Annotated in this window: 23 protein-coding genes; 10 read left to right on the top strand and 13 right to left on the bottom strand. The window is 68.8% G+C overall.

Features of this window, described 5'->3' with window-relative positions; all coding sequences use genetic code 11:
- Positions 1-10: 10 nt before the first annotated feature.
- The 6 genes from KF910_RS07060 to KF910_RS07035 all read right to left on the bottom strand — a co-directional run bounded on the left by KF910_RS07060 (position 11) and on the right by KF910_RS07035 (position 7,795).
- A complete protein-coding gene (locus KF910_RS07060) occupies positions 11-313 on the bottom strand; it encodes a hypothetical protein (RefSeq protein WP_292259943.1) in 303 nt (100 codons plus the stop codon).
- Between the two features lies 1 nt (position 314).
- Entirely contained in the window at positions 315-2,501 is a 2,187-nt protein-coding gene (locus KF910_RS07055) for a nuclease-related domain-containing protein (protein WP_292259941.1), read from the bottom strand.
- Positions 2,502-3,151: 650 nt separating this feature from the next.
- Entirely contained in the window at positions 3,152-4,387 is a 1,236-nt protein-coding gene (locus KF910_RS07050) for a tyrosine-type recombinase/integrase (protein WP_292259939.1), read from the bottom strand.
- Positions 4,388-4,562: 175 nt separating this feature from the next.
- The gene (locus KF910_RS07045; protein WP_292259937.1) at positions 4,563-5,126 is read right to left on the bottom strand and encodes an HNH endonuclease; all 564 of its coding nucleotides are present in this window, start codon (positions 5,124-5,126) and stop codon (positions 4,563-4,565) included.
- A gap of 111 nt (positions 5,127-5,237) precedes the next feature.
- The gene (ppk2, locus tag KF910_RS07040) at positions 5,238-5,984 is read right to left on the bottom strand and encodes a polyphosphate kinase 2 (protein ID WP_292259936.1); all 747 of its coding nucleotides are present in this window, start codon (positions 5,982-5,984) and stop codon (positions 5,238-5,240) included.
- Positions 5,985-6,010: 26 nt separating this feature from the next.
- Entirely contained in the window at positions 6,011-7,795 is a 1,785-nt protein-coding gene (locus KF910_RS07035; protein WP_292259934.1) for a radical SAM/SPASM domain-containing protein, read from the bottom strand.
- 98 nt (positions 7,796-7,893) lie between these two features.
- Here KF910_RS07035 and KF910_RS07030 point away from each other — a divergent pair, with 98 nt between their 5' ends.
- The gene (locus tag KF910_RS07030; protein ID WP_292259932.1) at positions 7,894-8,655 is read left to right on the top strand and encodes an extensin family protein; all 762 of its coding nucleotides are present in this window, start codon (positions 7,894-7,896) and stop codon (positions 8,653-8,655) included.
- A gap of 205 nt (positions 8,656-8,860) precedes the next feature.
- Positions 8,861-9,067: a cold-shock protein gene (locus KF910_RS07025; RefSeq protein WP_292259930.1), complete on the top strand. Its 207-nt coding sequence runs from the start codon at positions 8,861-8,863 to the stop codon at positions 9,065-9,067.
- A gap of 199 nt (positions 9,068-9,266) precedes the next feature.
- On the opposite strand, the gene gluQRS is transcribed toward KF910_RS07025, so the two are convergent.
- Positions 9,267-10,118, bottom strand: a complete 852-nt coding sequence (gene gluQRS, locus KF910_RS07020) for a tRNA glutamyl-Q(34) synthetase GluQRS (RefSeq protein WP_292259928.1) — start codon at positions 10,116-10,118, stop codon at positions 9,267-9,269.
- A gap of 78 nt (positions 10,119-10,196) precedes the next feature.
- Here gluQRS and KF910_RS07015 point away from each other — a divergent pair, with 78 nt between their 5' ends.
- From KF910_RS07015 to KF910_RS07000, 4 genes are read left to right on the top strand one after another with little or no spacing between them, the layout of a single operon-like run.
- Positions 10,197-10,847, top strand: coding sequence for a DNA-3-methyladenine glycosylase family protein (locus KF910_RS07015; protein ID WP_292259926.1), 651 nt, complete (start codon positions 10,197-10,199; stop codon positions 10,845-10,847).
- Positions 10,844-11,488 (top strand): trimeric intracellular cation channel family protein, encoded by a 645-nt coding sequence (locus tag KF910_RS07010; RefSeq protein ID WP_292259925.1) that lies wholly within the window; start codon positions 10,844-10,846, stop codon positions 11,486-11,488. Before KF910_RS07015 ends, KF910_RS07010 begins: the two co-directional genes overlap by 4 nt.
- 5 nt (positions 11,489-11,493) lie before the next feature.
- Positions 11,494-12,465, top strand: coding sequence for a 4-hydroxybenzoate octaprenyltransferase (gene ubiA, locus KF910_RS07005; protein ID WP_292259924.1), 972 nt, complete (start codon positions 11,494-11,496; stop codon positions 12,463-12,465).
- A gap of 27 nt (positions 12,466-12,492) precedes the next feature.
- Complete coding sequence (locus KF910_RS07000; RefSeq protein WP_292259922.1) at positions 12,493-13,338, top strand: DUF3298 and DUF4163 domain-containing protein; 846 nt, start codon at positions 12,493-12,495, stop codon at positions 13,336-13,338.
- Positions 13,339-13,345: 7 nt separating this feature from the next.
- Here KF910_RS07000 and KF910_RS06995 read toward each other — a convergent pair whose 3' ends face one another.
- Positions 13,346-13,993 carry a class I SAM-dependent methyltransferase gene (locus KF910_RS06995; protein ID WP_292259920.1) on the bottom strand — a complete coding sequence of 216 codons (648 nt, stop codon included), beginning with the start codon at positions 13,991-13,993 and terminating at the stop codon, positions 13,346-13,348.
- Positions 13,990-14,925 (bottom strand): fatty acid desaturase family protein, encoded by a 936-nt coding sequence (locus KF910_RS06990; RefSeq protein WP_292259919.1) that lies wholly within the window; start codon positions 14,923-14,925, stop codon positions 13,990-13,992. The genes KF910_RS06995 and KF910_RS06990 overlap by 4 nt, the downstream gene beginning before the upstream one ends.
- Positions 14,926-15,051: 126 nt before the next feature.
- Here KF910_RS06990 and KF910_RS06985 point away from each other — a divergent pair, with 126 nt between their 5' ends.
- The 3 genes from KF910_RS06985 to KF910_RS06975 are packed head-to-tail and all read left to right on the top strand — an operon-like array spanning position 15,052 to position 16,627.
- A complete protein-coding gene (locus tag KF910_RS06985; protein WP_292259918.1) occupies positions 15,052-15,453 on the top strand; it encodes a hypothetical protein in 402 nt (133 codons plus the stop codon).
- Entirely contained in the window at positions 15,453-15,650 is a 198-nt protein-coding gene (locus KF910_RS06980) for a helix-turn-helix transcriptional regulator (RefSeq protein ID WP_292259916.1), read from the top strand. The genes KF910_RS06985 and KF910_RS06980 overlap by 1 nt, the downstream gene beginning before the upstream one ends.
- A gap of 38 nt (positions 15,651-15,688) precedes the next feature.
- Positions 15,689-16,627: an alpha/beta fold hydrolase gene (locus KF910_RS06975; protein ID WP_292259914.1), complete on the top strand. Its 939-nt coding sequence runs from the start codon at positions 15,689-15,691 to the stop codon at positions 16,625-16,627.
- Positions 16,628-16,683: 56 nt separating this feature from the next.
- Here the strand turns inward: KF910_RS06975 and KF910_RS06970 are convergent, their stop codons facing one another.
- The gene (locus tag KF910_RS06970; protein ID WP_292259913.1) at positions 16,684-18,000 is read right to left on the bottom strand and encodes an amino acid permease; all 1,317 of its coding nucleotides are present in this window, start codon (positions 17,998-18,000) and stop codon (positions 16,684-16,686) included.
- Between the two features lie 143 nt (positions 18,001-18,143).
- Here KF910_RS06970 and KF910_RS06965 point away from each other — a divergent pair, with 143 nt between their 5' ends.
- Positions 18,144-19,304 carry a GNAT family N-acetyltransferase gene (locus KF910_RS06965; protein ID WP_292259911.1) on the top strand — a complete coding sequence of 387 codons (1,161 nt, stop codon included), beginning with the start codon at positions 18,144-18,146 and terminating at the stop codon, positions 19,302-19,304.
- 203 nt (positions 19,305-19,507) lie between these two features.
- On the opposite strand, the gene mscL is transcribed toward KF910_RS06965, so the two are convergent.
- From mscL to KF910_RS06950, 3 genes are all read right to left on the bottom strand, one after another.
- Positions 19,508-19,924, bottom strand: a complete 417-nt coding sequence (mscL, locus tag KF910_RS06960) for a large-conductance mechanosensitive channel protein MscL (RefSeq protein WP_292259909.1) — start codon at positions 19,922-19,924, stop codon at positions 19,508-19,510.
- Between the two features lie 2 nt (positions 19,925-19,926).
- Positions 19,927-20,217 carry an integration host factor subunit beta gene (locus tag KF910_RS06955; protein WP_292259907.1) on the bottom strand — a complete coding sequence of 97 codons (291 nt, stop codon included), beginning with the start codon at positions 20,215-20,217 and terminating at the stop codon, positions 19,927-19,929.
- A gap of 313 nt (positions 20,218-20,530) precedes the next feature.
- The coding region (locus tag KF910_RS06950; protein ID WP_292259905.1) for a S1 RNA-binding domain-containing protein at positions 20,531-21,527 on the bottom strand (997 nt) is incomplete at its 5' end.

The following is a 21,527-nucleotide window of genomic DNA, read 5'->3' as shown; positions in this document are numbered from 1 at the left end:
ACACATCACGTCAGTGCATTTCGGAACGACGCATCGGCGGTGGCGGCTCCGTCATGTCTAGGCTGTCGATCATGATGTCGATCTCCGCCTGAACGACATCCAGATCTGGTCCCCGAAACATCTGGCCGGCGGCTTCACGCCAAGCCGCGCGGAGGAGCTCGCGCGCGCTGTCAGGCGCTAGATCATCAAGATAGTGCAGGCCAAGCTCGGCGAGCAGGCGTTGAGCGACGATACCCGCGCGGATCGCGATGTCTTGGGATGGAGACGGCGTCGCCGAGGCGCTTGGCTTTCCTGCTTCTGCTCGTCTTCGCACACTACACCTCACCAGTCTCGGTTTCGTCCGCCGCGGCGTTGTGGGCTTGCTTCGCCTCTTCCACCGCCGCTTCGAACGCTGCCTGAAGGTCTCGAACGGACTGTGGGTCGAAGCCGAGGATAGGTCCCAGAGCATCAAGGTCCTCGTCACCCTTGGTGTACTCGAGCGTGGAAGCGACCAATGTCCCCGTCACCTGGAACAGCTCAGGCCGCACATCCGCGCGATGAAGCATGAGGTTTGTCTGCGGAGCTGTGCGGAGATGGCGCAGCAGGCCCTCAGGCGTTGGAGTATCGCCGCGCCACTGATCGTAGATCGCGATGCGGTGCACCACCTCCAGTTTCGGGGAAACCCGATGGTGATGGAGACGCTTGAAGTAGCGGTCCTCGAAGAAACGGGTCAGGCCGGACCAGTCCGAAATCAGCACACCATCCCGGCCGTCGGGCTCGGAGAACGGCTGGCTGAAGAGAATGCAAGGCACGATCTCGTAATCATCGAGCGATATGCCGCCAGCCAGCTCGACGAGCTCAGGGTGAGCTTTCAGCCCCTCGACCTGGCGTTGGGTTTGATCGACGAACTCGTCGATATGCCGGGCGAAGTAGAAGCCCGCCTCGGGATGATTGTCCGACAAGCCCCGGTTCTTGCACTCAATGACGAAGAGATAACGCCCCCACGGCACAAGGACGTCCAGTTGGTAGTTCTCGGTCCCGCGCTTTGCGTCGATCGTGAACGGCTTCAGACCTCGGCTCTCAAAGAGGTCCATCACGGCGCGTTCGAACACCGTTCCCTTATCCTTGGGCGCAACTTCCAGGCTGTTGAGGCGCGAAAGCGTGAGCTGACCCGGATCGGCGTTCAGGGCCGCCATTCCGACCAGCAAAAGCTCGCCGTCGGGCAGCTGCAGAAGAGGCGTGTCGAAGAGATCTCCGCTCCGGCGATGGACGCTTGCATGACGGATAAACGCCTCTGCTGCTTCGATCCCGAGCCCCGCGCCCGTCAAGTGAGCCTCAAGCACGCCCTTCCCGAAATGCAGGAGATGGCGATTCAGCGTCGTATCGCCTGCTGCAGACGCCCGGTCAGCCAACAAGCCTAGCAGCGCGTATCCACGAAGCCACTCCACCAACCGTAGGCCAGCGAAGCGACGGTCATCGTCGAAGATGTCCTGCCCGAGAACCGTGACGAGGTAGCCGGCGCCGTTCAGCTCATGGTCCCGAACTGCCGCCGCCGGCAAGAGGTCCACCGGCCCACCAGAGATGTCCGTGATTGCCGGCGTCCCCTGCTTCAGCAGAAGCGCCTTCGCGAAGCTCTGGATCGCGACCTCCTTGCTGCGCTCGAATGCCGCCCAGTCCAGCAGCTCCGCCTCTCCGGGCATATACTCAAGCGTATCGAGTCCGTCAGAGGACGAAACGGGTCGCGCAGCAACCAACTCGGCAGGCGCGGGCTGACGGGTCCATTCGCCGCCCCAGAACCGCCGACGGCGTTCGAACCTTGCCCAGCGGCGCCAGATCGCGGCCAGCGCCTCGCAGCCGGCCGCAGCCTCCGGCACAGCCGAGCTGAGGCCACCGACGCTAGGGGCGATGATCACATCGTCGGCAGCAAACCATGACCCTTCATAAGCAAGCATCGACAGGTGAATGCGGAACCCCTCAAGGAAGGCGCCCGACACGCCGTCGATCGAAAACTCCGCGCCGTCGTCATCGACGCTGCGGATTTCGTTGCCCAGATTGAGTCGGCCTTGGCGTTCCATCGCGCGCTGCGCGTGCACGAACATCTGCTCGGAACGGTCTGCGAGCCTCGCAAGCAGAACCTCAAGCTCCGCCTGCGGCGCAAGCTTGCGCAGCGGTTGCTGAGCCAGCACCGACCCAATCGCATGGTAGGACGCTTCGACCGTTCGATGGACTTCGAATGCCTCCTCGATAGCTGCAGCGACGTCCACGCCATACCGGGACCCAACCTCGGACAAGACTTCCACGACGAAGGCGTCGCGGCGGGTTTGCCGCGAGGGGTTAGGCATCTGCGAGACGAGGTCATTCGACCTCAAGAGGATACCGACCAGCTTATCGACCTCGGCCTGCGAAAGACCGCCTAGAGGAAGAGCAGCAAGAAATCGGGACGCCGACAGCGCCTTCAAGGCTGGTGTCAGTGTGGCTTGCGATACACCCGTCGAGCTCGCCGGCACGTCTTTTAGCTTCATTCCCGTCGTCCCCAGTCTCCAAAGCCCCGTTCTTAAGAAACTGCGCAGGCAAGCGCATCCGGATAACCGCAGCACGTGGCGACTACCTGCGGGTGGCCCTGCAGACGCGGACGGAGCCGTGGCGCTGGGTGCGTGTCATCACAAGGGTGTGAGAAAACAGAAGAGATCGACCCGATAGAAACCGAGCGAAACAGATCGGACAATGTGCCGATATTTTCCTCAGTGATCTCCGCATGTTCGCTGGTTGCAGTTCGTTCCCGCCAGTGCTTGCTTGATCACAGTTCTGGTTCAGACGGAAAGGAGCGCCACATGGCCGGTCTACATCTTCACGGAACTGAGGAAATGCTGCTGACCCGTAAGGAAGCGTCCACCGAGCTTCTGCGCATGGGCATCCGCCGGTCGCCATCGACACTGGCGAAGGTGTTCTGCACCCGGTCTGACGGACCGCCCTGCACCCATCTCGGGAGGACGCCCTACTACCCCAAGAGCCTGCTGCATGAGTGGGCGCGCAGCCAGCTCTCTGGCCTCCGATCTTCGTCGAGCCAGCCTCGCCAAGCCGGACGTTGGGGCGAGGCCGCTCACGAGAGCGCCTAGCTCCCAATCCCATCCAGTCTCTTCGGCCGCCCGGCGATCCACCGGGCGGCCGTCTTTCAATGGGCCGTCTGTCCTTCCTCAACCGACCAGCCCGCGAGAGAGGCGGCGACGCTCTCGCTGATCCTGTCCGCCGCCGCACGTACCGGGTCATCCGCGAGGTGGGCGTACCGGCTCGTGGTGCTGACGTGGCTGTGGCCGAGAAGCTTGCCAATGAGCTGAAGTCCCTCACCGCCGGCTAGGCCTGCGCTAGCGAAGCTGTGCCGAAGATCATGTATACGTAGATCTTCCATCCCGGCCCGTTTGCGAATGCCGACCCAGGCCCAATCAAGATTAGCGATCGGGCGTTTAGGATCTCTTCGATCCGGGAAGACATAGATGCTCCCGTTCGCGAGCAGGCCCTCGATCAGCTTCAGTGCCGCGCTCCCGAGGCGAATGACCTTCGCCCCGGTCTTGGAATCCTCCAGCCGGAGCATCCCCATGTTGCGATCGATCTCCGACCACTTGAGCCTGGCGATCTCGTTCTTGCGGGCCCCGGTCAGCGCCAGAAGGCGGATGATATTGATGTGGCGCGGATCGCCCCCGTGCTTCTCAAGCTCCGCCAGGACGTCACCAAGCCGGGCCAGTTCGGCTGGCGAGAGGAAGCGATCCCGCCGGTTGTCCTTGTAGCGTTTCACGCCGCGCGTGGGGTTGGTCTTCACGAACTCCCGCTCGATGGCGAACGTGAAGATGCCGCCCAGCAGACCGACCGTGCGAGAGGCCGCATGAATGCCGCCGCGGGTGTGCGGTGTCGCCTCTCCGCGAATGCGACCCGACCCGACATCGACCATCAGCCGCTCGATGTCCGCTCGCCCGATATCGGTGACCTTCATCCTTCCCAGCCGGGGCTTGATGTGGCGGGCGATGCGGATGCGGTCGATCCGAAGGGTCGTCGCTTTCTTCATCGTTACGCCCTCCTTCATGTAGAGGTCGCAGAGCTCCGACATCGTCAGTTCTTCGCGTCTTTCGACTTTGGTCCCCTGAGGGTCACCACCTGACGCGACTTCGGCCAGCACGGCGGCGGCTCTTTCGCGGGCTTCTTCGGCGGTCACGACGCCATGGCGAGCGATGTGAAGGAGCCGGTCAGCGCCGCCGATCGTCCTGTATCGAACGACGTAGGTTTTGGTGTCGCTGACGGCGACGCGCACCCCGAAACCCTTGAGCTGCGTGTCCCAAAGCGTGAAGCGCGCTCCTTCGGGCGTCAGGGCGTCGACCAGGCGTTTGGTGATCTTTCCGGACCTCGGGTTCTGAACCATTCGATCTCTCCTCGGGCCCGCGAGGGGTCCCGTTTCTGGTCCCGGTTTTGGTCACCACATGGTCACCAGCCGGGAGGATTTCGGAGGATAATCGAGAAATCAGCGGTAAAAGAACGAACCCTGAACCTGCCCACCACAAGGGTGTTTGAGCCATTTCGAGCAACTGAAAAGAACCCTAAGGTTCGAGCTCTATGTCCCAGTACAGATAGTCCAGCCAGCTCTGGTGCAGGTGGTTGGGCGGGAAGCGGCGGCCCGCCTGCTGCAGCTGCCAGGCGCTGGGCCGGTGCGGGGCGCGGCGGATCGGCATGCCCGCCTGCTGGGGCGTCCGTCCGCCCTTGCGCAGATTGCAGGGACCGCAGGCCGCGACGATGTTCTCCCACGTCGTGCGGCCGCCCCGGCTGCGCGGCGTCACATGGTCGAAGGTCAGTTCGGTCCGCTCGCCGCAGTACTGGCAGGCGAAGCCGTCGCGCAGGAAGACGTTGAAGCGGGTGAAGGCCGGCTGGCGCTGCTGGTCGACATAGCGGCGCAGGGCGATGACGCTGGGCAGGCGCAACTCGGTCGTGGGCGAACGCACGATCCGGTCATAGGTCGAGACCACGTCGACCCGATCCTGGACCACCGCCTTGACCGCCTCCTCCCACGGCCAGATCGACAGGGGGAAATAGGACAGGGGCCGAAAGTCGGCGTTCAGCACCAGGGCCGGAAAGCCGCCGCCCGGCGATCGCGTATGGGCCTGCATCTCAGGCCCTCCGCCGGCGGCGCGGAATGGTCGATCCGACAGGACTGAAGACACGCTCCTCCTTGTCTGAGGCGCCAAGCCTAGGCCCGATTCGACGACGGCGCCATGACGTCAGGGCGACAATCTGCCCCTGGTCTCGTCTCCCGCGAACACGACCTCGGGGTCGGGCTTGGGCGCATCGCCGCCCGGCCGGTCCAGCCGGCGCAGGATGTGGCGGATGATGTTCAGCCGCGCCGTCTTCTTGCGGTCGGTGGCCACCACGGTCCAGGGGGCGTGGTCCGCATGGGTCTCGGCCAGCATCCGGTCGCGGGCGGCGGAATAGGCGTCCCAGCGCGTCTGGGCCTCGGCGTCCAGGGGCGAGACCTTGAACCGTTTCAGCGGGTCCGTCGTGCGCTGGGCCAGCCGCTCGGCCTGTTCCTGCCGCGATATGTCCAGCCACAGCTTGATCAGCAGCACCCCGTCATCGACCAGCATCCGCTCGAACCGCGGCGCGTCCTTCAGGAACCGGGCCTGCTTTTCCGGGGTGCAGAAGCCCATGACCGGCTCGACCCCCGCCCGGTTGTACCAGGAGCGGTTGAAGATCACCGTCTCCCCGGCGGCGGGCAGGTGGGGGACATAGCGCTGGAAATACCACTGGCTGGTCTCGCGCTCGGTCGGTTTGGGCAGGGCGACGACGCGGGTCTGGCGCGGGGCCATGTTCTCGACGATCCGCTTGATGGCCCCATCCTTCCCCGCGGCGTCCCGCCCCTCGAACAGGATCAGGACACGCAGCCCCTTCTCGATGGCCCAGGCCTGGGTCTCCACCAGTTCGATCTGCAGCCGTTCCAGCTCGGTCTCATAGTCGTCGGACTTGCCCATGGGCCCATCCTGCCGCCGGCGGCCGTTCAGGTCCATCCCGGCCGATTCCGGCGGCCCCCTGCCTGGGGCTCCAGCCGCACGGAGGAAACGCCCCGGAATTCGAAGCTGACCCCTCCGGCCCGCACGCGGAACTCCAGCGGGGCGTGGGCGGGGACCTCGACCTCCATCTCGAAGACCTGCCCCTCGCGGGGTCCGGCCACGGGCAGGGACGCCAGGATGGCGCTCGGCGACACGACTTCGAACAACAGCCGCCCCCCCGCTTCGGCGGCCAGGTTCGCCAGGTCGAACCGCAGGCGGTAGCGGCCGGGGAACAATGGCTTGTAGGGGCCGAAGATCACGGCTCTGGGCTTCCGCGCCAGGGGATGGCGCAGGCGCTGCGCCAGGGATCGCCGGGCCGAGACGGTCAGGACATCGGGGCCTGTCGCGGCCGCGCCCTTGGCCTGGAACTCGCGCGCGCGGAAGGTGCGCGCCGCGTCGCCTTTGCGCAGCCGGTCGGCCACCAGGGCGTCTATGGTGTTTTCGCAGTCGTTCTTGCAGCCCGCGCAGGTCGGGATGGCGTTCCAGCGCTTGTCGTTCAGCGCATCGTACATGCGCCGGCGGGCGCTCCCGGCCAGCACCTCCGCCAGGCTCTGGCTCCGCAGGTTGCCGATGATGCTGCGGCGATGGAAATCCTGGCAGCAGGTCAGGACCGTCCCGTCCCAGTCGACCACCAGGTCCGACAGGATGTCGGGCGAACAGCCCGTGGCGCCCGGGGCCAGAGCCACCTCGTCGAAGGCGTCCGCCTGGCCCGCCCGGTTCATCAGGAAGGGAAAGACCGTGCGGCCCGCACCCCGGGATTCCCAGGCGTCGCGCAGGGGGGCGACCTCCTCCAGGTTGCGGCGGTGAATGGGCGCCACGACATGGGCCGGCTTGCCCGCCCGATCCTCCAGCAGCCGCTCGACGCGCGGAAAGGTTCGGCCGGCCTTCAGCGGGCGCATCGAGGCGGCGTAGACCTCGGGCGAAGCGGCCTCGACATGCACCGCCACGTCGTCGGCCAGGGCCAAGGCCTCGCGGTGCCTGTCCGAGTCATAGAGGGCGCCGTTGGTCGACAGGGTCAGGATCGCCTCGGGCAGGCGCTCGCGGATATACTGCATCCGCCGGGGAAACAGTGGGTCCTGCAACGGCTCGCCGAACAGGCCGAACACGACCCCGCCCTTGAAGCCGATGGCCGCCAGTTCGTCCACCACCCGCTCGAACAGGTCGGGATCCATCCAGCCCTTGGCCTGGGTGCGGGAATAGGCCTTGTTGGTCGGGCAGTGGAAGCAGTTGGCGTTGCAGACGGCGGTGGTGCCGAAGATGACATTCTTGATCGGCAGGCCCTCGGCGTCACCCTCGGGAAAGAAGCGGAACAGGGCTTCGTTGCCCCGATAGTCGTCCACCGGCGCCTGGGTCAGGAAGCGCAGGTGGGTCGTGCCGGCATGGCTGTCCGCAACGCCCTCTACCGTCACCTCGCCCGGCTCGGCCAGGTGGAAACTCAGAATCAGCCCGTCCGCGGCCTCCGATGCGTCCGGCATCCCCCTCTCCAGAACCGCGCGCGCCAGGATCACATCGCCCCGGACGGCGGTCAGGGCCAGGGTCTGATGTTCCGCCAGGGGCGAAAGCTGCACCTGCATCCGCAGGGTGTGGGGTCCGGCCGGAAGGTTCAGGGTCTCGCGGCAGAAGACGCCGCCCGCGGGCGACCGGATCGGGGTCAGGCTCGCCGGGTCGGCGGCGCCCGAGACCGACGGATTCGGTCCGCCGCGACGGACCAGGACGGGGGAGGGCGCACTCATACGCCCGTCAGACTGCCGGACCGACGCCGGGCGGGCAAGGTAAGCCGTAAGGCGGACCGCTTTGCCAGAGGCTCGCAGAGGGTTAAGGCTGTCGTCCCATGGGCCGGGATTTCGCCGATTTCTGGAACCTGCTGTGGGAGGTCGGGCTGGGCCTGTGCGCCGGCTTCGCCCTGTTGAACCTGTTCGCCCCGCATCAGGACCTGCCGTGGAAGCCGCTGGACCTGAATCGGCCGGTAGGGGCGGCGACGGCGTCCAAGGTGGCCGATTTCGAACTGGCCCGCAGCGCCGCGCCCGAAGAGATCACGGCCGTCACCGACGCCTGCATCCAGGTGCTGCGCGAGGCGGGGGTGCAGGTCGAACGCGCGCCCGACCGCGACGACGGCGGCTTCTGCGTCGTGCGCGGCGCGGTGCGGATCACCGGCGGGGCGGTGACGCCGCTGAGCCCCGGCGGCCTGGTGATGCAGTGCCCCCTGGCCGTCCGTTACGTCATCTGGGACCGGCAGGTGCTGCAGCCGGCGGCCCAGGCCGCCTTCGGCGTCGGCGTGTCGCGGGTCGAGAACTACGGCAGCTATTCGTGCCGGCGCATCTACGGCTCGACCCAGGTCAACGACCGGCCCAGCGAACACGCCCGCGCCAACGCCCTGGACGTGGCGGCGGTCCGGCTGGAGGACGGCCGCACCATCGGCGTCTCGGGCGACTGGAACGGCCAGGGGCCGGACGGGACCAGGCGCGCGGGCTTCCTGAAGCGTATCCGCAACGGCGCCTGCCGCGTCTTCTCGACCGTGCTCAGCCCCGATTACAACGCCGCCCACGCCGACCACCTGCACCTGGACGGGGCGCCGCGCGGCCTGTGCGCCTGAAACGGTAACCTTGTTCGCCTGCGGCGCGAATCGCTTTTCCGTTGACCGACCTCGACAGTCAGGGGAAAACATCGCCGCAGTCCGGATACGGCGCGGCGTCCATAGCCGCGTTCTCGCTCTTTCTACCGAACGAGCTGTCCAGTTGGGCTGACGGGCGATCCTGCGGGACGCCCGCCTGGAAAGCGCGTTTACGGAGACGCAAGACATGGCGACCGGCACGGTTAAGTGGTTCAACCCCACCAAGGGCTTCGGCTTCATCCAGCCCGAAGGCGGCGGCTCGGATGTGTTCGTTCACATCACCGCCGTTCAGAAGGCGGGCCTGGCGGGCCTGGATGAGAACGCCAAGGTCGAATACGAGCTGGAAACCCAGCGCGGCAAGACGGCGGCGGTGGACCTGAAGCTGATCGGCTAAAACCGTTCGACTTCCAAGCGTTCGCGGGCGCGGCGGGGAAACCCGCCGCGCCTGTTTTTTGTGCTGGCCCTAACGCTCGCGCCGCGGGCGCTCGCTGCTTGAGGGCATGTTCGGGCCCTAACGTTCGCCGCGCGGCGGCTCTCTGCTTGAGGGCGGGGCGGCCCTGACGTTCGCCGCGCGAATGCCGGGCCGATCGGGGTCAGGCGGGGGCGAAGCCCAGCTGTTTGCGCACGGCCTGCGCCGTCACGCCCCGTTCGCGCAGATCGGCCAGGGTCGCGGCCCGGTCGCGCTTGGCCAGGCGCCGCCCGTCCGGACCCAGGATCAGCCGGTGATGGCGATAGACCGGCGTGGGCAGGTCCAGCAGGGCCTGCAGCACCCGCTGCATGCTGGTGATGGGCGCCAGATCGACGCCGCGCACGATATGGGTCATCCCCTGCGCCGCGTCGTCGACGACCGAGGCGATGACATAGCCGGCCCCGATGTCCTTTCGCCCCACCACCATGTCGCCCAGCATCTGCGGCGCGGCGCGGCGCGGGCCCGGCTCCAGCCCCTCCTCGACCCACGTCAGACGGTCGAAGCCGCCCAGCCGCGCCTCGGCCGCGCGCAGCGACAGACGCCAGGCGAAGGCCTCGCCGCGCGCCAGCCGTTCCGCCTCTTCATCCGCGGGCGCCGGACCGCCGGTGAAGGCCTGGGCGTCCGCCGGATCGTCGCCATGCGGCGCCGCCCCGGCCAGGGCCATCAGTTCCTTGCGCGTCCGGAAACAGCGGTACAGCACCCCCTGGTCCCGCAGGGTCTCCAGGGCCGCGTCGTAGTCGGGCCGATGCTCCGACTGGCGTCGCACCGGCGTCTCCCAGTCCAGGCCCAGCCAGGCCAGGTCTTCATAGGCGCCCGCCTCGTATTCGGGCCGGCAGCGGGTGAAGTCGGTGTCCTCGATCCGCAGCACGAACCGCCCGCTCGTCTCCCGGGCGGCCATCCAGGCGGTCAGGGCGGAAAAGGCGTGGCCCAGATGCAGCCGGCCGGTCGGCGAGGGGGCGAAACGGGTGGCGAACATGCCGCCACGATAGCGGAATGCGGCCCCGATCCGCATAGGGTCGTTTGCCCCCGGCGCCGGGACGGCTAAGGTCTGGCCATGCCCGTCGCCCCCACTCCGGAACAGCTGGCCGCCATGCGCGCGGCCCTGGCCCAGGCCGACCCCGCCCTGGCGCGGGCGCACGCCGAGGCGCCGGTGTTCGAATGGCGGCTGCGGCCCGGCGGATTCGAGGGTCTGTTCCGCATGATCGTGGAGCAGCAGGTGTCGGTCGCCGCCGCCGCCTCCATCTGGCGCCGGGTCTGCGACGGCCTGGGCGCCGTGACGGCCGAGGCGGTGCTGGCGCGCGATGTCGAGACCCTGCGCGCCTTCGGCCTGTCGGGCCAGAAGGCCCGCTACGGCCATGAGATCGCCCACGCCCAGGCCGAGGGGCGGGTCGACCTGGAGCGCATGCAGGCCCTGTCGGACGACCAGGCCGTGGCCACCCTGACCGCCCTCAAGGGGGTCGGCCGCTGGACCGCCGAGACCTATCTGATGTTCTGCGAAGGCCGCACCGACGTCTTTCCGGGCGGCGATGTGGCGCTGCAGGAGGCGATGCGCTGGGCTGACGGGGCGGCGACGCGGCCCAATGAGAAACAGGCCTATGTCCGCGCCGAACGGTGGCGGCCTCATCGCGGCGTGGCGGCGCACCTTCTGTGGGGCTGGTATGGCGCGGTGCGGCGTGGCGAGATCCGCCTGGAGTCCGCGGCGTGAGCGCCCCCTTGGTCGATCCGGCCATCACCGATCCCCAGACCGTCCTGGGGGCGCTGGACTTCGCCGGGGTGGCGGTGTTCGCCGCCACCGGCGCCCTGGCCGCCGCGCGCGAGAAGCACGACCTGGTCACCTTCGTCTTCTTCGCCGCCATCACCGGGGTCGGGGGCGGCACCCTGCGGGATCTGCTGATCGGGGTTCCGGTCTTCTGGGTCCAGGACTGGCGCTATGTCGCCGTCTGCGTGGCCGCCGCCGTGGCCATCTGGATGCTGGGGCGCCGGCCCTGGCGGTTCCGCCTGCTGCTGTGGCTGGACGCCCTGGGGCTCAGCGCCTACGGCGTCCTGGGCGCGGCCAAGGCCGGCGCGGCCGGCGCCACCCCTCTGATCTGCATCGTCATGGGCGCCCTGACGGCCTGTGTCGGCGGCATCGTTCGCGACCTGCTGGCGGGCCAGCCGTCCATCCTGCTGCGGCGCGAGATCACCGTCTCGGCGGCGCTTCTGGCGGCCAGTCTTTTCGTCGGCCTGCGGCTGGTGGGGATCGATCCCTGGCCGGCCGCCGTCGTCGCGGCCGTGGCCGGCTTCGGCCTGCGCGCCGGGGCCCTGCTGTGGGGCTGGAGCCTGCCGGCCTTCCCGGGCCGGGACTGATCGCCATGGTCGCCGACGCTCCCCTGCCGGATGCGGGCCGCAACTGGGTCGACCGCCATGCGCCCGAAGCGATCAAGCCCTGGCTCAAGCTGGGCCGGTTCGACCGGCCGATCGGCATATGGCTGCTGCTGCTGCCCGGCTGGCAGGGGATCGCCCTGGCCCTGGCCCACTACCGCAAGGCGCCGGGCCTGTATGAGTTGTGGCTGTTCATCGGTTTCGCCCTTGGGGCCTGTTTGATGCGGGCGGCGGGGTGCGCCTTCAACGACATCGTCGACCGCGACATCGACCGCCAGGTGGCCCGCACGGCCGCACGGCCCGTGGCGTCCGGCCGGATCAGCGTCCGCGCCGCCCTGGCCTTCATCGCCGGATGCAGCCTGACGGCCCTGCTGATCCTGCTGACGCTGAACCTGACGGCGGTGCTGCTGGGCGTGGCGTCGCTCGGCCTGGTGGCGGCCTATCCCTTCATGAAGCGGATCACCTGGTGGCCCCAGGCCTGGCTGGGCCTGACCTTCAACTGGGGCGCCCTGATGGGCTATGCGGCGGCGGGCGGGTTCGTGACCACCGCCGGGCTCTATCCGCTGCTGGGCGCCTTCACCCCCCTGGTCTGGGCGGGGCTGTGGCTATGGCTGGGCGGGGTGTTCTGGACCCTGGGCTACGACACGATCTACGCCCTTCAGGACATAGAGGACGACGCCATGGTCGGGGTGAAATCCTCGGCCCGGCGCCTGGGCGGCCGGGTGCAAGTCGGTGTCGGGATTTTCTATAGCCTGGCCCTGGTCTTCGCCGCCGCGGCCGGATGGTCCGCCGATCTGGGCGCCGGCTATTTCGGCGTGCTGGTCGCCTACGCCGCCCATCTGGCCTGGCAGGTCCGGTCGCTGAGGCCCGACGATCCGTCCCTGGCCCTGCGGCTGTTCAAGTCGAACCGCGAGGCGGGGTTGATCCTGCTGGTCGCCATCGCCCTCGGCGCGTTAGTGTAGAGACCGCAATATCGGAGCCTCCTCCCCATGACCTCTCCGTCTCCCGTCCTGCGCCTTCTGATCGTCGCCTCGGCCGCCGCCCTGACCCTGGCCGCCTGCAACCGGGATCGGGAAAAGGCCGCCGATCCGGCCGCACCGCCCGCCGCACCCGCCGCGACCCCGGCCGAGGCCGGCGCCCCCCTGGCCTACGAGAGCAAGAACGCCTTCGCCTCGGTCAAGCTGACCCTGCCCCCGGCCCTGAAGACCCAGCCGGACCTGCACGCCGCCCTCTATGCCGGGGCCGTCCGTGACCTGCGCCAGTTCGTCGAGGGCGCCCAGGCCGACCGGACCGAGGCGGGCGGCGACGGCGGCATGGCCCCCTATGAAAAGATCATCGAGGTCCAGCCCGGCGCCGAGACCGGCAAGCTGTTCAGCCTGAAACGCCAGGACTACGACTTCACCGGCGGCGCCCACGGCAACACCCTGTTCGCCGGGGTGCTGTGGGACAAGGCGCTGAAGCGCCAGATCACGGTCGCCGACCTGTTCCGCAAGGGGGTCGATACGCGCGCCCTGGACCAGGCCCTGTGCGCCGCCGCCAACGCCGCCAAGCGCCAGCGCGTGCCCGACGCCGAGCCGGTGTCCCTGAACGGCTCCATGTGGTCCTGCCCCAAGGCGCTGGAGACGCCCTTCGTCCTGACCCCCGGCACGGTGGCGGGCAAGGCAGGCGGGCTGACCTTCCTGATCGGCGCCTATCAGCTGGGCCCCTATGCCGAGGGGCCGTATGAGGTGGTGGTGCCCCAGACCGCCCTGCGCGCCCTTCTGGCCCCGGCCTATGCGGACGAGTTCGCCGGCGCCCCGGTCAAGACCGGCGACGCCCCAGCCCCGCGCGGCTGACGGCGGCCTAAAGCGCCCAGACCGCCGAGCGCTTGATCTCCTGGTCCTCCAGCTCCCGTGTCGTCGGGACCCGGTATTCGGCCAGGAAGGTCAGGCCTTCGCGCGGGAAATAGGTGCGGCCCGGATCGCCGATCAGAACCCGCGTCCCGGCCGCCCTGGCCTGGGCCAGCCAGTCCAGCACCCGGTCGGCCATCGGCCGTTCGTAACAGACGTCCCCGGCGCAGATCACGTCCACTGGCGGCGGCGGCGCCTCCAGCAGGTCACGCGGGGTAAAGTCGGCCGCGACGCCGTTGGCCGCCGTGTTCAGGGACACGGCCGCCCCGCAGAAGGGGTCGATGTCGGCGCACAGCACCCGCGCCGCACCGGCCTTCATCGCCGCGATCCCGACCAGGCCCGACCCGGCCGCGAAATCCACCACCGTCTTGCCCCGCACCTCATCCGGGTTGTCCAGCAGCCACCGCGCCAGCGCCTGTCCCCCCGCCCAGGCGAAGGCCCAGAAGGGCGGCGGCAGGCCCATTCGGCCCAGCTCCTCCTCCGTCAGCCGCCAGATCGGCGTCACCTCGTCCGCCAGCCACAGCGAGATTTCCGGCGCATGGGGCACGGGTTGAAGCCGGGTGTTGGCGACGATGAAGGCCGCCGGATCCTTGATCGTCATGCCCGCGCGGTCGCCGTCTTCAGCACCTGGGCGTAGCCGTCCGCCACCTCCATCCGCGCCCCCTCGGGCCGGGCGTGCAGGGCGCGATGCAGGTCAGGCAGGCGCCAGCAGGGGACGTGCATGAACAGGTGATGCTCGGCGTGGAAATTGACCCAGTAGGGGGCGATAAAGGCCCGCGCCAGCCAGTTCGCGCGCGTGGTGCGGGCGGCGCGGAAGGCGTCGTCGCTCGAGCCTTCGACGCAGGCGTGTTCGGCGATGTTGCGGATCCGCGTCACCATCGGGAACCAGGTCGCCATCGGCAGCAGCCACAGCACGAACCACGCCCACCAGGCCCCCATAAGGGCGCAGGTCGCCAACAGGCCGGCGTTGACCAGCAGGAAGGGCGCGACCGATTTTCCGGTGACCACGGCCCCCTCGGCCAGGTCCTCGTCGCGGGCGTCGCGGAAAGCCTTCAGGGCGAACAGCACCCTCTGCTTGAAGAAGGTCTGGCCCGTCAGGTCGCGCACCAGCTTGCGCCGCAACGAGGCCCGCGTCACCGGAAACGGCGCCGACAGCGGCAGGTCGGGGTCTTCCGCCTGCTGGGCGTATTTGTGGTGCGACAGGTGATAGGGGCGATAGGCGGCCAGGCTGGCCCCCACCGGCACGGCGCACAGCCAGTGACCCAGAAAATCGTTCAGGCGCGGATTGGGCGACAGGCCGCCGTGCGCCGCCTCATGCATCAGTATGGCCAGGCCCAGCTGGCGCGTGCCGACGATCATGATCGACAGGGGGATCAACCAGGGCCAGACCACGCCCACCACCACCGCCGCGACGATGGCGGCCCAGCAATGCAGCACCAGCAGCGGCCCGATCCAGGCCGAGCGCCGCTGGAACGGCGCCCAGTCCTCGGGGCGGAACAGGCTGGCGGCGGCGATGCGGGGCGCGGCGGGCATGACCTCAGGATAGGGCCCTCGCCCTTGCCGGCAAAGGGGCGTCGACCTGTCATCATGGCCTTACATTTTGTCAGGTTGACATGACATATTGGCCATGTCAGGTTGTCCTTACACAAGGAGATCGACATGGAAATGGCTTCCGCCCGTGGGACCAGCGCCCACAAGAAATATCTCGCCCGAACCGCCGCCTTCATGACCGGCTATACGGCCATCAATGTCGCGGCCATCTTCGGCGCCTTCGACGACATCGGCCGCGTCGGCGGCCTGGCCCTGGGCCTGGTCGTCGCCGCCCCGGTGGCGGGTCAGATCTGGGCCACCCTGGCCCTGATGAACGACAGCGACGAGTTCATGCGCGCCCTGATGGCCAAACGGTTCATCGTCGCCTCGGGCCTGGCCATGGCCCTGGCCACCGCCTGGGGCTTTATGGAAAGCTATGGCGACGCGCCCCACGTCCCGGCCTGGATGATCTATCCGCTGTTCTGGGCCCTGTTCGGGGTGGTCACCCCCCTGATCCGGACGACGCGCTGATGCGGAACCGTCTGAAGGTGCTGCGGGCCGAGGCCGGCTGGACGCAGCAGGAACTGGGCGATCGGCTGGGCGTGTCGCGCCAGGCGGTCAACGCCCTGGAGACCGAAAAGCACGATCCCTCCCTGGACCTGGCCTATCGCATCGCCGCGATCTTCGCCCGACCGGTGGAAGAGATTTTCGACAACCCCCACGCCTGACCGTCACGTCAGGATAACCTTACATTAGAGAGACTCCCATGCTGAACCACCTTCCCTCCGCGGGCCATCCGGTCCTGCGCGCCCTGTTCCTGGCCTCGGCCGCCGCCCTGGTCGTGGGCGGCGCGGCCGGCGCCGTGCGCGCCGAAAGCCCTGCCGTCCAGGCCAGCCCCGCCTTCACTTCCGACCGTCTGTCGGTCGAGGTGGTCGGACAAGGGCCTGACGTCATCCTGATCCCCGGCCTGGCTTCGTCGCGCGAAGTCTGGCGGGCCGAGGCCGACCGGCTGAAGGCCACGCACCGGGTCCATCTGGTCCAGCTGGCGGGCTTCGCCGGCGAACCCTGGACCCATGGCGACGGCGCCTTCATGCAGCCCATGGTCGACGAACTCAGCCGTTATGTCGCCGAGCAGACCTCGGGCCGCCCCGCCGTGATCGGCCATTCCATGGGCGCCCTGACCGGCCTGATGCTGGCCCAGCAGCATCCGGACCAGGTCGACCGGCTGCTCAGCGTCGACAGCCTGCCCTTCTTCGGCGCCCTGATGGGGCCGACGGCCACGGCCGACAGCCTGCGCCCGGCGGCCGACAGCATGGCCTCCATCGTCCTGTCCTCGTCCGAGGCCGACTTCCTGGCTGGCCAGCGCCAGACGGCGACAGGCATGGCCAAGGGCGCCGACGACCGCGCCCGGATCGTGGACTGGTCCCTGGCCACCGACCGGCACGCCCTGGCCTCGGCCATGCGGGACGTGATGACCACCGACATGCGGCCGCTGCTGGCGGGCATGACCACCCCGGTCACCGCCCTCTACGCCTCCGATGCCGATGGCGGCGCCCCGGCGGCCATGGCCGACGCCATGTGGTCGTCGCAATATGCCGACCTGCCGGGTGTGCGCCTGGTCCGTATCGACGGCACGCGGCATTTCATCATGATGGACCAGCCCCAGGCCTTCGCCCGGGCGGTGGACGCCTTCCTGGCTCCCTGAGCCGCCAGACCATTTTCGGTTCAGTTGGATCTGCGTCCAGCTGAACCGATTTCGCTCTAGGATTCCGGGGCGGCCTCGGCGGGGTCGTCCTGGACCGCCTCGCCCGGCGCGGGCCGCCCCCGGATCCAGACCGCCCAGGCCAGGCCGACGACCACCACGAAGATCAAGGTCGGCACGATATAGTTGGGCGCCGCGGCCGCGACGGCGGCGATGGCGAACATCAGTCCGACCACGGCGATGGCCATGTCCCCGACCGTCGTCGCCCGGCGCAGCAGGCTGACGCAGCAGACGGCATAGACCGCCAGGGTCAGGACCGAGGTGACCCCGATCAGGAAACCGAACTGGTCGCCCAGGCTGGCCTGGCTCGACAGCAGGGCGACGATGGACATGACGGCCCCGCCCAGCAGGGGGGTGGCGCGGGTGGTGCGGTCGCCCTGTCCGAATCCCCTGGGCAGATAGCCCTGGCGGGCCCCGGCGCGGGCGGTCTCTCCGGCCATCATGACCCAGCCGCCCAGGGTGCCGGTGGCCTTGATCACCGCGCAGGCCGCCGCGACCCCGGCGATCGAGGCCCCGAACACCCGCGCGATCAGGTCGGCATAGGGGCTGGAGGACTGGGCCAGGACCGAGGCCGGGATCACCCCGAAGACGGCGGCCGATGCGGCGACATAGATGACGGTGGCCAGGATCACCCCGGCCACCGAGGCCCGGCCCACGTCGCGCGACGGATCGCGCACGCGCTGGGACAGGACGGCGGCGCTTTCGACCCCCAGGAAGGCCCAGAAGATCACCACCAGCGAGGCGGGCAGGCTCTTGACCAGGGGTTCGCCCGACGGGCTCCATGACGCACGGAAGACCTCGGGGTCGAAGGCCCCGGCGCCGGCGAAGATGGCCACCACGATCGGCGCCAGGCCGATGACCAGGGTCACCGCCGCCAGCCGCGCCGCCGTCCGCACCCCCAGTATATAGGCTCCCGTCACCAGCCAGATCAGGGCCAGGTTGGACAGGGTCGCCCCCACCGGCGTCTTCAGCACCGGGAAGAAGAAGGACAGATAGCCGGTCGCGGCCACGGCGATGGCGACATTGCCGACCAGGGCCGCGGCCCAGAAGGCCAGGGTGGTCTGGAACCCAAAGAACCGGCCCAGGCCGCTCTCGGCGAACCCCGGAAGGCCGTCGGCCTCCGGCAGGGTGCGTCCCAGGGCCGCGAAGACCAGGGCCAGGCTGACCGCGCCGAAGCCCGCGATGACCCAGCCGATCAGGCTGGAGCTGCCGGTCGACGCCAGGGCCACGGGCAGCATATAGACGCCCGACCCGATCATGTTGCCGGCGACCACGAGGGCCGCCAGCCCCCAGTGCAGCCTTCCGTCCAGCTTCATTTGCTGCTCCCCCGAAGTCCCCCTGGATACCCGGTTTCGGGCGAGTCGGGAATGCGCCTCTCGCGCCGCCCGGCCAGGATCCCGGCCAGGATCGGAGCTTGCATCGGGGCAGGGGGATTGTCCCGTTCCGGAACGGAGTGACCATGCCCGTCAGACCCCTTGTCATCGGCGACGCCCCGGCCGTCGCGGATCTGCACGCCGGTGTGGGCTGGGCCGCCCGCAGCGCGGCCGGCTGGCGCTGGGCGGCGGCCAATCCCGCCCTGATGGAAGCGAAGGCGCCCCTGGGCTGGGTCGTGGCCGACGCCGAGGACCGGCCCGCCGCCTGTCTGGGCAACTGGCTGCAGCGGTTCCGCCTGGGCGACCGGATGCTGTTCGGGGCGACCGGTTTCAACCTGATCGTGCCGCCGGACCAGAGGGGGCGCAGCCGTCATCTGGTCAGGGCCCTGCTGGACCAGCCCGGTCTGTTCGCCGCCTGGACCTTCAACGCCAACCCGCGCTCGGCCCCGCTCTACGCCCGCCACGGCATGCAGGCCTGGCCGCAAACCCATTCCCTCAAACTGTCCTGGACCGTCGATCCCCTGGCCTGCCTCGAAGGCCGCGCCTGGCGTGCGGCCATCCGGGCCCGGCCGCGGCTGGCCGATGGGCGGGGTGAGCGGCTGATGAACCCCCGGCTGGACCGGACGCCGGATCTCAGGCTGGACGGGGCGGTGACGCGCCTGGCCGACCTGGGCGACCGGTCGGCCTATGCCGCCTTCTGGCAGGCCCTGGTCTCACAGGGGCGGCTGGTGGCGGATCGAAGCCCGGCCATGCTGCGCTGGCGCCTGGAAGACCCCGACCTTCGGCGCGCGCCGCTGATCCTGGCCTTCTGGCGCGGTTCGGCCATCACCGGGATGGCCCTGGCGACGGTCGCCAAGGGGTCGATCATCGACCCGCCGGTGGTGGAGGTGCTGGACCTGATCGCCCTGGACGGAGAGGCCGAGGCCGTTCCCGCCCTGACGCGGGCCCTGATCGGCAACGCCCGCCGCCTGGGCGCGGCCAAGGTCAGGCTGCAGATGGTGTCGCCGCGCCTGCTGGAACAGCTGGGGCCGCTGGCCGCGCGCGCGCGGCGCGAAGGCGGCTGGGGTCATTGCCATGTGCGCTTCGCTTCGGATGCGCCCGATCCCGACCTGTGGTCGCCCACCCCCTATGACGGCGACTATGCGGTCTGCCTGCGCGAGCCGCCGGCCGCCAGGGCCCGGCGCCGCATCCTCGAGGCCGCCAGCCGGCCCCTGGGCTGGCGCGACAAGTCGCCGGTCAGCGGCTAGGGCCCGGATTCAATTAAAGCTTAGCGAAATCAATCATCCCATATCCTCCGCTCATCCCCGCGAAAGCGGGGACCCAGTCCTTTTGCGAGGCAGTGCGCCGGGGATGAACGTCATCGGGCGCCTGCAAAAGCCGGATCGCCCAAAACACTGGGTCCCCGCTTTCGCGGGGATGAGCGGTATTGAATACGGACCCTAAGGCCGCTTCAGCCGCGCGGCCGGGCCTTCAGCTCGTCGCGGATCTCGGCCAGCAGGGCCTCGGTCGGCGTCGGGGCGGCCGCTTCGGGCTCGGCCGCCTGTTCGCGGCGCATCTTGTTGATCAGCTTGACCATCAGAAACACCACCCAGGCCACGATCAGGAACTGGATCACGGTGTTGATGAAGGCGCCGTACTGGATCGACACCTTCTCGATCGCCTCCGTGGCCGGGTTTTCCGGGACCAGCACCCATTCCAGGTTCGAGAAGTCCACCCGGCCCAGCAGCAGGCCGACCGGCGGCATCACCACCTGTTCGACCAGGCTGGTGACGATCTTGCCGAACGAGGCGCCGATGATGACGCCGACCGCCAGGTCCACGACATTGCCGCGCGCCGCGAACTCGCGGAATTCGGTCAGCAGCCCCATGCTCAGGCGTCTCCGGAGGCGTTCAGCCGCTCGCGCAGCTCCTTGCCGCTCTTGAAGAAGGGCACCGACTTGGCCGGGACGTCCACCGTCTCGCCCGTGCGCGGATTGCGGCCCAGGCGCGCCGGGCGCGACCGCACCGAAAAGGCGCCGAAGCCCCGCAGCTCGACCCGGCCGCCGTCGGCCAGGGCCTGGGTCATCTGGCCCAGCACGATATTGACCACCCGCTCGACCTCGGCGTGGGTCAGGTGGGTGTTCTCGGCCGCCAGCTTCTCAATCAACTCAGACTTGATCATTCAAAGGCCCCCGCCTTCTACCGGACCGCAGCCCCGAGGCGCGGCCGTCATCTCGGCCGCGGCGCCACCCTAGCGGTCGCTTGCCGCGCGAAAAAGGCCCCCGATGTCGGATTCATCACGATAATTGCCGCCAATTCCCGCCGACCGGCCCGACTCGGGGCGAAAAAAGAGCGGCCGGATCGCTCCGGCCGCCCTCATTCTGGTCTGCCCTACCGCTCGCGACGCGGTCGCTTGCTGCTTGAGGGCATGTTGTTCGCCCTGACGCTCGACGCTCGACGCGCGGCGTCTCGCGGCTCGGGGCGAGGCCGGGGATTTACTCCTTGCCGGCCTTTTCGCGCAGGGCGGCGCCCAGGATGTCGCCCAGAGAGGCGCCCGAGTCCGACGACCCGAACTGTTCGATGGCCTCCTGCTCGTCCTTCATCTCCAGGGCCTTGATCGAGACCGAGACGCGGCGGGTGGCCTTGTCCACGGCGGTGATCATGGCGTCGACGCGGTCGCCCACGGCGAAACGCTCGGTGCGCTGCTCGTTGCGGTCGCGCGACAGGTCCGACTTGCGGATGAAGGCCGACACCGGGGCGTCGTCCTCGCCGAACTTGACCTCGATGCCGCCGGTCTCAACCGCGCTGACGGTGACGGTGATCTGCTGGCCCTTCTTGTAGGTGTCGCCCTCCATCGGGTCGCCGCCCAGCTGCTTGATGCCCAGCGAGACGCGTTCCTTCTCGATGTCGACGTCCAGCACCTTGGCCTTGACGGTCTCGCCCTTGCGATAGCGCTGGATGGCTTCCTCGCCCGAGACGTTCCAGTCCAGGTCCGACAGGTGCACCATGCCGTCGATGTCGTTGTCCAGGCCGATGAACAGACCGAACTCGGTGGCGTTCTTGACCTCGCCCTCGACGGTCGAGCCGACCGGGTGGTTGGCCACGAAGGCGTCCCACGGATTGTCCTGGGCCTGCTTCAGGCCCAGCGAGATGCGGCGCTTGGAGCTGTCGACGTCCAGCACGACCACGTCCACTTCCTGCGAGGTGGAGACGATCTTGCCCGGGTGGACGTTCTTCTTGGTCCACGACATTTCCGAGACGTGCACCAGGCCCTCGACCCCGGCTTCCAGCTCCACGAAGGCGCCGTAGTCGGTGATGTTGGTGATGCGGCCCGTGTATTTGGCGCCGACCGGATATTTGGCTTCCACGCCGTCCCACGGGTCCGACTGCAGCTGCTTCATGCCCAGGCTGATGCGCTGGGTGTCCGGGTTGATCTTGACGATCTGCACCTTGACCGTGTCGCCCACGGCCAGGACCTGGCTCGGGTGCGAC

The sequence above is a fragment of the Brevundimonas sp. genome (assembly GCF_019636155.1).
Taxonomy (GTDB): domain Bacteria; phylum Pseudomonadota; class Alphaproteobacteria; order Caulobacterales; family Caulobacteraceae; genus Brevundimonas.
This window is presented reverse-complemented; position numbering and strand designations above follow the sequence as displayed.

Excerpts from the sequence above, each read along its gene's own strand:
- KF910_RS07055 (WP_292259941.1), bottom strand. The coding sequence starts at position 2,501 with ATGAAGCTAAAAGACGTGCCGGCGAGCTCGACGGGTGTATCGCAAGCC.
- KF910_RS07050 (WP_292259939.1), bottom strand. The coding sequence starts at position 4,387 with ATGGTTCAGAACCCGAGGTCCGGAAAGATCACCAAACGCCTGGTCGAC.
- KF910_RS07045 (WP_292259937.1), bottom strand. The coding sequence starts at position 5,126 with ATGCAGGCCCATACGCGATCGCCGGGCGGCGGCTTTCCGGCCCTGGTG.
- ppk2 (WP_292259936.1), bottom strand. The coding sequence starts at position 5,984 with ATGGGCAAGTCCGACGACTATGAGACCGAGCTGGAACGGCTGCAGATC.
- KF910_RS07035 (WP_292259934.1), bottom strand. The coding sequence starts at position 7,795 with ATGAGTGCGCCCTCCCCCGTCCTGGTCCGTCGCGGCGGACCGAATCCG.
- KF910_RS07030 (WP_292259932.1), top strand. The coding sequence starts at position 7,894 with ATGGGCCGGGATTTCGCCGATTTCTGGAACCTGCTGTGGGAGGTCGGG.
- KF910_RS07025 (WP_292259930.1), top strand. The coding sequence starts at position 8,861 with ATGGCGACCGGCACGGTTAAGTGGTTCAACCCCACCAAGGGCTTCGGC.
- gluQRS (WP_292259928.1), bottom strand. The coding sequence starts at position 10,118 with ATGTTCGCCACCCGTTTCGCCCCCTCGCCGACCGGCCGGCTGCATCTG.
- KF910_RS07015 (WP_292259926.1), top strand. The coding sequence starts at position 10,197 with ATGCCCGTCGCCCCCACTCCGGAACAGCTGGCCGCCATGCGCGCGGCC.
- ubiA (WP_292259924.1), top strand. The coding sequence starts at position 11,494 with ATGGTCGCCGACGCTCCCCTGCCGGATGCGGGCCGCAACTGGGTCGAC.
- KF910_RS07000 (WP_292259922.1), top strand. The coding sequence starts at position 12,493 with ATGACCTCTCCGTCTCCCGTCCTGCGCCTTCTGATCGTCGCCTCGGCC.
- KF910_RS06995 (WP_292259920.1), bottom strand. The coding sequence starts at position 13,993 with ATGACGATCAAGGATCCGGCGGCCTTCATCGTCGCCAACACCCGGCTT.
- KF910_RS06990 (WP_292259919.1), bottom strand. The coding sequence starts at position 14,925 with ATGCCCGCCGCGCCCCGCATCGCCGCCGCCAGCCTGTTCCGCCCCGAG.
- KF910_RS06985 (WP_292259918.1), top strand. The coding sequence starts at position 15,052 with ATGGAAATGGCTTCCGCCCGTGGGACCAGCGCCCACAAGAAATATCTC.
- KF910_RS06980 (WP_292259916.1), top strand. The coding sequence starts at position 15,453 with ATGCGGAACCGTCTGAAGGTGCTGCGGGCCGAGGCCGGCTGGACGCAG.
- KF910_RS06975 (WP_292259914.1), top strand. The coding sequence starts at position 15,689 with ATGCTGAACCACCTTCCCTCCGCGGGCCATCCGGTCCTGCGCGCCCTG.
- KF910_RS06970 (WP_292259913.1), bottom strand. The coding sequence starts at position 18,000 with ATGAAGCTGGACGGAAGGCTGCACTGGGGGCTGGCGGCCCTCGTGGTC.
- KF910_RS06965 (WP_292259911.1), top strand. The coding sequence starts at position 18,144 with ATGCCCGTCAGACCCCTTGTCATCGGCGACGCCCCGGCCGTCGCGGAT.
- mscL (WP_292259909.1), bottom strand. The coding sequence starts at position 19,924 with ATGGGGCTGCTGACCGAATTCCGCGAGTTCGCGGCGCGCGGCAATGTC.
- KF910_RS06955 (WP_292259907.1), bottom strand. The coding sequence starts at position 20,217 with ATGATCAAGTCTGAGTTGATTGAGAAGCTGGCGGCCGAGAACACCCAC.